Source organism: Lentzea sp. NBRC 102530, assembly GCF_030269365.1.
Classification (GTDB): Bacteria; Actinomycetota; Actinomycetes; order Mycobacteriales; family Pseudonocardiaceae; genus Lentzea.
The window spans coordinates 42,918-55,819 of the sequence record NZ_BSTF01000032.1 but is presented as its reverse complement, the minus strand read 5'-3'; the positions used below and the strand labels follow the sequence as shown (position 1 = coordinate 55,819).

Here is a 12,902-nt window from a genome sequence, read left to right as displayed (position 1 = left end):
CATCGACTGGTACAACACCACCCGCATCTCCACCACGCTCAAGGGCCTGAGCCCGGTCGAATACCGAGCCCAGGCCCTCACGGCCTAACCTTCAGTTAGCCAGTCCAACTTCCGGGGACCAGTTCAGCGGGCAGCCCCCTTCTCGTTTCAGCGCGGTGCTGCTTCTCGGCTACTTCTCCGAGATCTTCTGCTTGGTCGCCTTGGCGGGAACCGTCCGCGAGGACTTCTCCAGCGAGGTCGCCGCGTCCGAGGACAGGGCGAGGCTCGGCTCCGAGGCGTACGGCGGCGCGTCGGCCAGGATGTGCAGCCCGTTGCCGACGTCGGCGAAGATCCGCTGCTCGGGGCCCGTGCTGGCGGCGAACGACACGTCGAACTGCGACTCCCAGCCGATGTTGGTCCACACCCGCCAGGTGGTGGAGCCCGGTGCGGTCTGGCCACCGCGGTGGATCCAGCCGTTGGTGTCGCGCGCCACCACCTCGACGATGTTGAACTTGTTCAGCAACGCCTCGGGGGTGCCGGTGAACTGCAGGGCACCGCTGATGTTCGTCCAGCCCGCGAAGCCCGACGCGCCTTCCTTCTGCGTGTAGAGCTTGTTGTCCTCGCCGCGGATCACCAGCTGCACCTTGCCGTCGGCGAACACGACCGCGGCGGGGGCGACGACGCTGGCGATGCCGCCTGCCACGCGGTGCTCGCCCATCACACCGTTGACGAACTTCTTGACCGCGATCGCCTTGCTGACGCTGGCGTAGGCGATCTCGAACCCGTCACCGGACGGCACGATCGTCATCTCACCGGTCATGTTGTAGTTCGTGGGGGCGGTGGCCTGACGCCACGGCTTGAACTCGCCGTTGACCCCGAACTGCTCGGAGTACCAGAGCTTGTTGTTGCCGTCGACGGCGAACGCGGTGAGCAGCTTGTTGTTGCCGCGCACCAGGATCGGCGAGGTGTTGAGCGAGCCCTTGACGTCCTTCTCCGTCCAGGTGAACGAGCCGGAGTTGGGCGCCGGTTCGACGAAGGCCCTCGTCTGGGCGTTGGTGCCGCGCGCCATCACGACGATCTTGTTGTCCTCCTGCTGGGCGAGGGTCGCCCGGCCGGTGTGACCGGTGCTGGACAAGGGATCGAACAGGAGGGACTCGCTGTTCGGCACCGACTGGTAGGCGCGCTTCACCGAGCCGTTCTCGTCCGCGTAGGCGATCTCGAACCGCGACTTCTGCGTGTTGTAGATCATCTCGGCCTTGTCGAACGCCGGGGCGGGCGTCTGCGGCGGCGTGATCTTGACGGGGTTCGTCAGCTTGCACGAGTCCACGTCGATCATCAGCTGCTGGAGGCCTTCCCACCAGATGATGTGTTCCTTCCAGATGCCGTCCGCGCTGTTCGTCCAGGTCTTCGTGGCGTTGTCGTAGCGGTACCAGAAGACGTCGGGGCCGCTGCGCCCGATGACGACGTCGCCACCGGCGGAGAGGATCTGCTGGAAGCCGTTCCAGCCCGTGCCCAGGTTGCGGCCGTACTCGATCCACCGCTTGGACTTGTAGTCGTAGTGGAAGCGGAACAGCGTGCCGTCGCCGATGTTCGGGTCACGGGCGTAGAGCACGCCGTCGCCACCGGCGAAGACCTGGTCGTACTTGCCCCAGCCGTCGTCGATGATCTCCTGGGTCCAGGTCACCGCCCCGGTCCCCGGCGCCTCGGTGTAGGTGCTGTGCTGGAGTTGGCCGTTGGCGAGCGCGCCGTAGAAGTGGTTGTTGGTGTCGACCGTGATCCGGTTGACGTACCGGGGGTCGGTCCAGCCGGTCCACCCGGTGGCGATCTGCTTGCTGATGCCGTTGCCGCCCCAGCCGACACCCTCGACCCACTGGTGCCGGTGGACGTTGCCGTCCGGGAAGATCATGTACTTGTAGCCGTTGGGGCCGGCGATGAACCGCATGTTGGCCCAGCCGTTGCCGATCCGGCCCGCGGAGTGGTCCCAGGCGGTGATGCCGCTCTCGGGCTCCAGGTACCTGCGCAGGTACAGGCCGGCGTCGGGACTCGAGCCCCACATCTGGGCGCTCGGCTTGCACTCCACGTCGGTCGCGATGGGCTTGACGCTGCACGTGTCGACCGCGGGTGCGATCTCGTCGACGTCGTTCCAGGTGCTGATCTGCTGCTTCCAGCTGCCGGCGCCGCCGTTCTCGAGAGAGCCGTTGCCCTCGTTCTTCCAGCGGTACCAGAAGGTCGCGCCGCCGGGGGCGGTGCCGTAGATGATGTCGCCACCGGGAGAGGTGATCTGCTTGAAGCCGTTCCAGCCGCCGCCGACGACCTTCTCCCGCTGGGTGAAGGTGTTCGTGGCGTCGTCGTACTGGAAGCGGTAGAGCTGACCGTCGTTGACGTTGCGGTCACGGGTGTAGAGCACGCCGGGACCCGCGGCGAAGACCTGGTCGTACTTGCCCCAGCCGGCCTCGATGACCTTGGTGGACATCTGGCCGGAGGTCTCGTTGTACTTGTGCTGCTTGAGACTTCCGCTGTCGTCCACTGTGTACAGGGTGTTCGTGGGGTCCACGGTGAACCGGTTGCGGAAGGCGGGGAGGTTCCACCCGTTCCAGCCGGTCGCGATCAGCTTGCTGATGCCGTTGTCCGCCCAGCCGACGCCGTCGATCCACTGGTGGCGGCGGAGTTCGCCGTTGTCCAAAGTGAACCAGATGTAGCCGTTGGGGCCCGCGACGAAGTGGTGGTCCCAGCCGTTGCCGACGTGCTGACTGTCCCACTGGTTGTAGCCGGCGGAAGGCTCGTTCGTCGTGCGCAGGTGGAACGCCGGGCTGTTCGCGATGCTCACGAACACGTTGCCCTTGGGCTTGCAGTGGATCGTGTCGACGGCGTTGGCGACGTTGGCCGCGCTCATGAGGACCGGCAGACCGGCGATCCCCACGGCGGCGGCGACTGCCACCCGCATCCAGCGTCTCCACGACCCGCGCTCGGGTCTGGTCATGACTTTGGTCCCCCAATTCCGGACATGCCAAAGCACGCGCTCGTCGCGCGGCGGGTAAACGGACATCCCCCAGAGGATGCTGACGGAACGCTTTGTAGCAGACGAAATCCCCTGATGGGAATCCTGCGGACGAACCTCTCATCGGACGTTCTTCGTTACACAAGGTGACCAGACGCACATCCCTTGTAAAGACGGTGTTTAGCCGCTTATGCTCCGGACCGCCTGCATCTGGGGGCCTCACTTCCTGGGGGAAGATCACTATGACCGGCCGGAGAGCCGGGCGCTTCCGCGCGCCCAAATACCTGGTTCCTGTCCTTGGTTTGTTGCTCACCGTGACACTCGTCATCGGTGTCGGCGGGCCTGGCATCACGTCGCTGCTGCCGTGGTTCACCGACGCTGGGCGTGAGCTGGCCGAGCAGTTGAACAGGGCCCGTGACCTGGCCGCCAAACAGGACAGCGGCTCCGCGGACGGTCTTCCGTCCGAGAGCGACAGTCGTGAGGGCAACCTCGGGATGCCGGTCTCGGAGATGGCCCAGTACCCGCGGCCCAAGTTCGGCACGCCTGGTCAGGGCGTCCGCAACGCCGCGAAGGTGGTGCAGGGCCCGAGCAACGTGACCGGCTTCGACTCGAAGACGAGTCGCCCGGACTCGCGGTCGCGCAACGAGACGACGTACCGCAACACGGACGGCACGCGGACCACGGAGTTCAGCGACACGCCGCTGAACTACCGCAAGGCGGACGGTTCGTGGGCGCCGATCGATGCGTCTCTGGTGGCGGAGAACGGGTCGTGGCGCAACAAGGCCGACGGCGTCTCGGTGCAGCTCGCGGGCAAGGCGGACGCCTCGGCGCTCGTCACGATCAAGCTCGATGACGCGCACGAGTTCGCCTACGGCTTCGCGGGCGCCCGTGGCAGCGCGGGTGTCCAATCGGGCACGACGGTCACCTATCCGGGCGTGGCCGACCACGCCGATCTGCGGGTGGAGTCGGTTCCGGGTGGCGCCAAGGAGATCCTGGTCCTGAAGGACCGGGCTGCGGCGCGGTCGTGGGACTTCCCGTTGCGGCTCAAGGGTTTGACGGCGAAGGTCGTGGACGGTTCGGTCGTGCTGTCGGACGGGTCGGGCCGCGAACGCCTGACCATTCCGCCGGGCTTCATGACCGATTCCGCACCGCGCACCGAGGACGTCGTTCCGGCGCAGTCGTTCGGGGTGAAGTACGAGGTCACCGACGGTGGCCGGAACCTGCGGGTGTCGCTGGACTCGGCGTGGCTGGACGACCCGGCCCGCGTGTTCCCGGTGCTGGTGGACCCGACGGTGTTCGAGGGGACGTCTGAAGCCCGGCAGCTGACCGTGGGCGGATCACCGGTGGTGAACCCGTCCGAGCTGACCATCGGTACCAACAAGACGGCGTTGCTGCGCTTTGGCGCGGTGAGCACGGCGTTGCGCAATCACAAGATCTTCGGCGCGCAGTTGCAGCTGGTGAACTTCGACTCCGCCACCTGTCGTCCGCAGCCGATGGTGGTGCGAAGCGTTGCCGGTGAGTTCACCACCGGGGGCAACGGCCCGGCGCTGGGCGGGGTGATCGGCGGGGGTTCGTTCTCGCACGGCTTCATGTCGGTGGGCCAGACCCGGTCGGCGTGCCCGGCCGCGCCCGAGCTGATCGACCTCGGTGTCGGTGGCGAGCAGCTGGTGCAGGGCTGGGCCAATGGTGGTGCGAACAACGGTATCGCGTTGCAGGCGCAGAACCAGGGCGCGGCGGCGCAGTGGAAGAAGATCGTCGGGGCGCGTACGGCGAACCCGCCGAAGCTGTTCGTGACGCACAGCCCGTACAACGCCGAGTACCGGATCGACCAGCCGATCCCGGACCCGCCGTTGACGAGTCAGCAGGGCGGCAAGGTCAAGGTCCGGGTGAAGAACACCGGCGCCAACGCCTGGGACGCCACCAACTACGACCTGGCGTACAAGGTCTTCAACGCCGACACCAACGCTCTTGTCGCGGTGAAGCACGCGGCCGGTCTGCCGGGCACCGTGAACCGCGGTGACGAGGTCACGCTCGAGGCCACGATCGAGAAGCTGCCGTACGGCAGGTACATCTTCGATTTCACGATGCGGCACGGGAACACGACGTTCACCGACGAGCAGGTGGCGCCGGGCCGGATCACGCTGGAGGTGTTCAACCTTCCTCCGGTGGTGACGGAGCAGTACCCGCCGTCGGGGTGGAGCGTGGAGACGTTGCGCCCGCAGTTGTGGGCGAAGGCGCAGGACCACGAGAACGACGGCATCAGCTACAAGTTCCAGGTCTGTGAACAGGACCAGGCCGGCAACCCGGTGGGTTGCTTCGACTCCGGTTTCATCGAGCCGGCGTACTGGACGGTGCCGGAAGGCAAGCTGCGCTGGGACCGGGTCTACTACTGGCACGTCGCGGCGAAGGACAGCACCAGCGAGAGCCCGTACACGGACTGGTCGCGGTTGTTCGCGTCGGTGCCGCAGCCCGAGGTCACCTCGCGCATGGGCAACGCGCCCTACACCGGCAACGGCCTCGGGTTCGACCCGATGGTCGGCAACTACACGACCGCGGCGATCGACGCGGCCGCGGCGACGGCCGGCCCTGAGCTCAACGTGGCCCGCACCTACAACAGCTTGGACCCGCGGGCGAAGCTGACGTTCGGCAGTGGCTGGTCGACCCGGTACGACATGCGGATCGTCGAGGACGGTGACGGCAGCGGCAACGTCGTGGTCACCTACCCGGACGGTCAGCAGGTGCGGTTCGGCAAGAACCCGGACGGCTCCTTCACCCCGCCGCCCGGTCGTGCCGCCACGCTCGTCAAGTCCACTTCGGACTGGAAGCTGGTCGACAAGGACCGCACCGTCTACGGCTTCACCGCTTCCGGCCTGCTGGCGTCCATCAAGGACAGCGCTGACCGGCTGGTCGAGCTGGAGTACAAGACCGACAACGGCAAGCAGCTGCTGGACAAGGTCGTCAGCAAGACCAGCAACCGCTCCCTGTCCTTCGCCTGGAACGCGGACAAGACCCACGTCGAGTACGTGCGCACCGAGCAGGTGGACGGTGCGGCGCTGGAGTGGAAGTACGTCTACGACGCCGACCAGCTGCGTGAGGTGTGCGACCCCACCGGCAAGTGCACCCGGTACAACTACGAGAAGGGGTCGCACTACCGCAGCACGGTGCTGGACTCCCGCCCCGACTCCTACTGGCGGCTGGGTGAGGCCGGCGGTGACGACGCGAACAGCCAGATCAGCATCAAGCTGAACAAGGACCTGGGCAAGTTCGTCGGTGTCGGCCAGCCGAACCAGAACCAGACCGGTGCTCTCGGTGGCAGCGACGACCGCGCCGTTCGCCTCGGCGGCGGCAGCCATGTCGCGTTGCCGGAGAAGCAGGTCAACAAGCACCGCGATCTCGCGATCGAGCTGTGGTTCAAGACGACCTCGGCCGGTCCGCTGGTCGGCTACCAGGACAAGGCGATCGGCGAGACGCCCGGCCGCGGTGTCCCGTTGCTCTACGTCGGTTCCGACGGCAAGCTGCGCGGCCAGTTCTGGCAGGGCGGGATCAACCCGATCACGTCGACCGGCACGGTGAACGACGACAAGTGGCACCACGTGGTGCTCTCGGGTTCCGTCGCGAGCCAGACGTTGTTCCTGGACGGCAAGGTCGTCAACACGACGCCGCTGGCGGGGCCGATCGACCACGCGCTGCTGCAGTTCGCGCAGGTCGGCGCGGCGAACTCGACGGGTTCGTGGCCGTCGATCGCCTCCGGTCGCACGTCCTTCGCGGGTCTCGTGGACGAGGTCGCGTTCTACGCGCGCCCGCTCGGCCTCAGCCAGGTCGCGGCCCACTACGCCGCGCAGGCCGCCGGTGACCAGATCACCGAGGTCACCATGCCGAGCAGCACGGCCAGGGTCGCCGCGAAGATCAGCTACGACCACGTGCACGACCGCATGCGGGAGTACGTGGACAGCGACGGCGGTCGTTGGCAGCTCGGTGTGCCGACCGTCGGCGGCAACGAGGAGAACATCATCCGCTCGGTGCGGGTGGTGGATCCGGGCAACCGCCCGCAGTACTACGACTTCGACGGTCTCAAGGGCCGGATCCTGCGCCAGGTGACGCCGATCGGCGCCGCCGTCCGGCCGGAGGACATGGTCGGTCGCGACTGCAAGACCAACGGCGACGGCATCACCTCGTGCGACGGTCTCGTCGTCGCACTGGGCGTCCGGTTGTTCGAGTACGACAAGTCGGGTTTCCAGCAGAAGATCCGCGACGAGCTCGGCAACGAGGCTCAGCTGATCCACGACGAGCGCGGCAACCTGACCCAGAAGGTCAGCTGCCGGGAGAAGCGCGCGGACGACACCTGGGACTGCCAGACCACGCACTACAAGTACCAGCCGCCCTCAGCCGACCCGACCGACCCGCGGGCGGACAAGCTGATCGAGAGCCGTGACGCCAGGTCGTCCGGACCGACGGACAACACGTACCTGACGACGTCGGCGTACACCGATTTCGGTGACCTGGAACGGGAGACGAACCCGGACGGCGGGTCGACGCTGCACCGCTACACCGACGGCTCGACGCCCGCCTTCGACTCCCCGGCGGACAACTCCGTCAAGGAGCCGGTGCGGCTGCTGAAGTCCACCACCGACCCGCGTGGCGCGACGACGGTCAACCGGTACTACCGCAACGGTGACCTGGCGGAGACGAAGTCGCCGGCGGGTCTGCGGACCGTCTTCACCTACGACGTGCTGGGCCGCAAGAAGACCGCGACGGAGTACTCCGACGCGATCCCGGGCGGCGCGGTGACGTCCTACAAGTACGACAAGCTGGGCCGCGTCACCGAGGTGACCTACCCGGCGACGAAGAACGCCGTCACGGGCGTGACGCACACGGAGACGGCGAAGACCGAGTACGACGCGGACGGCAACACGACCGCGGCGGAGCTGGTGGATTCGCAGGATCCGGGTAATCCGCGCCGGTCGACGTTCGAGTTCGACGACTTCGGCCGCATGATCAAGACGATCGGCCCGGAGGGCAACGAAGCCTCCTTCGGTTACGACGTGTTCGGCAACCGCACGTGGGCGATCGACGCCAACGGCGTGAAGACGGTCTACACCTACACGGCCCGCAACAAGGTCGCGCAGGTGCGCCTGGTGGGCTATCACGGCAAGGCGATCACGCCCGGTGCCACCGGCTTCGAGCCGCTGGATCCGGAGAAGCCGTTGCCGGACCTGGTGCTGGAGTCGAACCAGTACGACCACAGCGGCAAGTTGATCGTGCAGACCGACGCGATGGGTCGCCGCACCGAGACGTCCTACTACGCCGACGGCCTGGTCAAGGAGATCAAGGCCAAGGCGGACAACAAGGTCGGCACGCCGGCGATCACGATCCAGCAGAACTCCTACGACGCGGCGGGCAACCTGACCCGTCAGGTCGGCATGGGCGGCAAGGTCGTCGTCCACGAGGTCGACGCCACCGGCCGTCTGAAGTCCTCCACGCAGGAACCGGACTCGCTGCGGCGCCGCACCGACTACGTCTACGACACCAGCGGCAACATCACCAAGGTCACCCGCTCGGGCGCGCACTCGAACACCGGTGCGTTCACGGCGGCGTTCGCCGAGGTGGTGGACTTCGAGTACGACGCTTTCGGCCGTCAGGTCAAGGAGTCGACGCGCGGGTCGGCGGGGCTCGCGGTCACGCGCAAGAAGTACGACCAGCGCGACCTGGTGACCTCGGTCATCGCTCCGCTGGGCAACGTCAGCGGTGCCGTCGAGGCCAGCCACACCACCGAGTACACCTACGACGAGCGTGGTCGTTCGGTCTCGATGGTCTCGCCGCCGGTGACGACCGAGCAGTTCGGTCAGTCGCCGTCGGTGAACCGGCCGACCTCGACCACGGGCTACAACGCGTTCGGTGACGTCACGCAGATCCGCAACCCCGCGGGCGGCGTGATGAGCATGGCCTACGACAAGGCCGGTCGCGCGGTTCGCACGACCTCGCCGTCGTACCAGGCTCCGGGGTCGTCCACGCCGATCACGGGTGTGGCGTCGGTCGAGTACGACCCGATGGGTCGTGCGGTGAAGACGACCGACCCGTCCGGCGCGTCGATCTGGATGTACTACGACCAGCGCGGCCGCCTGGTGGAGAAGCGCGACCCGAACCCGGACGAGCGCACGACGCCGGGTGGTTCGTGGCGTTACTCCTACACCGACAACGGCGACCTGCTGTCCACTCAGGACCCGACGGGCGGCACGACGCAGCGCACCTACGACCAGTTCAGCCGCGCCGTCACCCAGACCGTCCTCGAGACCAAGCCGCAGCCGGCGGCGTTCGAGACGAAGTTCGGCTACGACGCCAAGGGCAACCTGGAGACGGTGACCTCGCCTCGCAACGAGGTGACCCGCTTCGGTTACGACGCGCTGGGCCAGAAGACCAGCGTGACCGATGCCGCCGGTGTCGTGACGCAGCTGGGTTACGACTCGTTCGGCAACCAGGTCTACACCCGTGACGCCCAGGGCCGTGCCGCCTACCAGCGGCTGGACCAGGCGGGCAACAAGGTCATGGACCTGAGCCTCGCCCCCAACGGCCAGGTGCTGCGGCAGGGCAGGTACACCCACGACGTCGCGGGCAACGTGCTGACCGCGACCGACCCGCTCGGCAAGGTCACCAAGAACACCTACGACGCTCTGGGCCAGCTCACCTCGCTGGAAGAGCCGGTGTCGGCCACCGAGTCCATCACCACGTCCTACGGCTACGACACCTCGGGCCGCCGGACTCGCGTGACGGACGGCCGCACCAACTCGACGTTCTACACCTACAACGCCTTGGGCAAGCCGGAATCGGTCATCGAACCGTCCACCCCGGCCCACCCCAACCTGGCTGACCGCACGTGGACCACCGCGTACGACAGTTCGGGCAGGCCGACCACGCTCACCGCGCCCGGCAACGTGACGCGGACGCGCGAGTACGACGGCCTGGGCCGCATGCGCAAGGAAACCGGCGCGGGCACCTCGGTGTCCACTCCGGACCGTCTCGTGAACTACGACCTCATCGGCCGTCCGACCTCCGTGTCGGCGCCCGGCGGTTCGAACACGTATGAGTACAACAACCGGGGTTTGCTGATCTCGGCCACGGGTCCGTCCGGTGACGCGACCTTCGGCTACGACGAGGTGGGTCGTCTTTCGACCCGCACCGACGCCTCGGGCACGTCGTCGTTCAACTACGTCAACGGCCGCCTGAACTCCGCCCAGGACGGCGTCTCCGGCGCCCTGGTGGCGTTCGGCTACAACCCGGCCGGCCTGGTCGAGTCGATGAACTACGGCGCGGGCCGAGTCCGCACCTTCGGCTACGACGACCTGGGCCGCGAGACTTCGGATGTCACGAAGAACGCGACCGGTGGCGTCCTGGCCTCGGTGGGCTACGAGTACGACCTGGCCGACCGTCTCAAGAAGAAGACCACCGCCGGCACCGCAGGTGGTGGTGAACAGACCTACGGCTACGACGACCTGGGCCGCATGACGTCCTGGACCTCGGGCGGGGCCACCACGGCCTACGCCTGGGACAAGTCGGGCAACCGGATCCAGAACGGCGCCAAGACCTCGACCTTCGACGCACGCAACCGCGTGCTGTCCGACGGCGACTACACCTACAAGTACACGCCGCGCGGCACCCGCGAGTCCCGCACCTCGTCGGGCTTCGAGGAGAAGTTCGAGTTCGACGCCTTCGACCGCCTCACGAAGGTCGGTTCGGCCACCTACACCTACGACGGCCTGGACCGCCCGGTCACCCGAGGCTCCAAGCAGTTCAAGTACTCGGGCCCGTCGATCGACCCGGTCTCCGACTCGGACTCGATCTTCGGCCGAGGAGCCGGCGGCGAACTGCTGTCGCTCTCCTCGGGTGCGGACAAGCGCTTGTTGTTGTCCGACAAGCACGGTGACGTCGTCGGCGGCCTGGACTCCTCCACGGCCGAGCTGAAGGACTCGACCGCGTACGACCCGTGGGGCAAGGTCACCGCCTCCACCGGCACCAAGCGCGCGGTGGGCTTCCAGGGCGACTGGACGGACCCGGACAGCGGCCAGGTCAACATGGGCGCCCGCTGGTACGACCCGTCCACCGGCAGCTTCTCCTCCCGCGACTCCGTCGACCAGGGCGGCCCGGGCTCAGCGGGCTTCAACCGCTACGCCTACGGCGTCGGCTCCCCGGTCAACGGCTTCGACCCCAACGGCCACAACTGGTTCAGCGACGCCGTGTCCTGGGTGGGCGACAACATCTCCACCGTCGGCCACACCGCACTCGACGTAGCCGGCCTCGTGCCGGGCCTGGGCGAGATCGCCGACGGCATCAACGCCGTCTGGTACCTCGCCGAGGGCAACTACACCGACGCCGCACTCTCCGCAGCGGGCATGATCCCGTTCGGCGGCTGGGGAGCCACCGCGGCCAAGTGGGGCAACCGCGGCTACGACGCCCTGCGCGGAGCCGACAACGTGCCGACCCCGCGCACCCCGGACGCCCCGCACCCGAGGCGCCCCGACGGCCCCAACGCCGGCAAGGGCCCGGACGGCATGCCGTTGAAGAAGACGGACGTCCCGAACGCCTCCAAGTCGTTGCCTGATCCACGCAAACTGGCAGCAGAAGCAGCGGCACGAAGAGCAGCCGCCGCAGCAGCGGCCTACCAGGCAGCGGTCCGACGCACCGCAGCGGCCAAGGCCGCCGTCGCCAAGGCCGTGAAGAACAACCCGATCCCGACGCTGAAGGCTGCTCTCAAGCCGCGCATCGCCAACGCCAAGAACATCATCTCGGCGATGCCGAACGCTCCGGCCCGCATCGTCCAGACCGCGGTCACGAACGTGCAGGACCTCAACAAGGTCTACGACACGATCAAGACGGCGATCCTGGGCGTCGGCAAGGAAGTCATCCAGGAAGCGGCACAGACCCAGGTCGCCGAAACCCTCGCCACGCTCGGAGTTCCGTACGCCGAGGACATCCTCGACATCGCGGGCGGCGGCAAGAAGAAGAAGCGCACCGGCGACAAGGGCAAGGACGCGAAGAGGGACGTCCGCAACAACACGGTGTCGTGTGATCGCAACAGCTTCACACCCGACACACCTGTGCTGCTGGCCGACGGCAGCCACAAGCCCATCGCTTCGATCGAGGTCGGCGACTCGGTGGTCGCCACCGACCCGACCACTGGGCAGACGGGTGTCAAGCGTGTCACCGATGTCCGGTCGCACAACGCGGACGGCAAGCTGTACGAGGTCTCGGTGTTGACCGAGTCCGGTCCGGGCTCGGTGGTCGCGACCGACGAGCACCCGTTCTGGGTGGAAAGCCTGAAGAAGTGGGTGCACGCCGAGGACCTCAAGCCGGGCTATCAGTTCCTCACGGCGGACAACCGATCCGCGACGGTCACTGGAACACGGTCTTTCACCGAGAACCGGAAGGTCTACAACCTGACGGTGGACGGGCTGCACACCTTCTACGTGGGTGCGGGTCAAGCCGATGTGCTCGTCCACAACTGCGAACAGGTCATGATCGACACTGGCGCGGCGAGGGCGTTGACCTCTGACAACCCCGAAGTGACCGGGCGCATCAAGAGCACCATCGGCAACCGCCAGATGGTGATGTCCGAGGTCGCTATGGGCGAGTTCATGAATCAGCTGTGGAACAACAAGGAAGCCATCGGCCGTAAAGAAGGTCAGCTGGTCGCAGACTTCCTCAGCAATGTCACGATCGTTCCCAACGACCCCAGTGCGCAGCTCTCGAGCCTCAAGCCGTCAAAGAAGATCGGCGCGAACGATCTGAGCATCTTCGGCACAGCGGACAAGATGGGCATACAAACCATCACCAACGACGGAACGTTCGTGAACAGGTTGTTCAACCGCACGGGATACGCGGTTGATGCCGTCATCCACCCGTCGGTCACCTGGAAGAACAGGTAGCGTGCCAC

General features: G+C 67.0%; 3 protein-coding genes. 2 read left to right on the top strand and 1 reads right to left on the bottom strand.

Annotated elements, in window-relative coordinates; all coding sequences use genetic code 11:
- The first annotated feature begins 1 nt into the window (after position 1).
- Positions 2-88, top strand: coding sequence for an IS3 family transposase (locus QSK25_RS43985; protein ID WP_502881823.1), 87 nt, complete (start codon positions 2-4; stop codon positions 86-88).
- A gap of 81 nt (positions 89-169) precedes the next feature.
- Here QSK25_RS43985 and QSK25_RS43980 read toward each other — a convergent pair whose 3' ends face one another.
- Positions 170-2,923, bottom strand: coding sequence for a tachylectin-related carbohydrate-binding protein (locus QSK25_RS43980; RefSeq protein WP_285647531.1), 2,754 nt, complete (start codon positions 2,921-2,923; stop codon positions 170-172).
- Between the two features lie 368 nt (positions 2,924-3,291).
- Here QSK25_RS43980 and QSK25_RS43975 point away from each other — a divergent pair, with 368 nt between their 5' ends.
- A complete protein-coding gene (locus QSK25_RS43975) occupies positions 3,292-12,894 on the top strand; it encodes a polymorphic toxin-type HINT domain-containing protein (RefSeq protein ID WP_285647530.1) in 9,603 nt (3,200 codons plus the stop codon).
- Positions 12,895-12,902: the final 8 nt, after the last annotated feature.

Bases quoted from the DNA above. Each gene is read 5' to 3' on its own strand.
- QSK25_RS43980 (WP_285647531.1), bottom strand. From the start codon at position 2,923: ATGCGGGTGGCAGTCGCCGCCGCCGTGGGGATCGCCGGTCTGCCGGTC.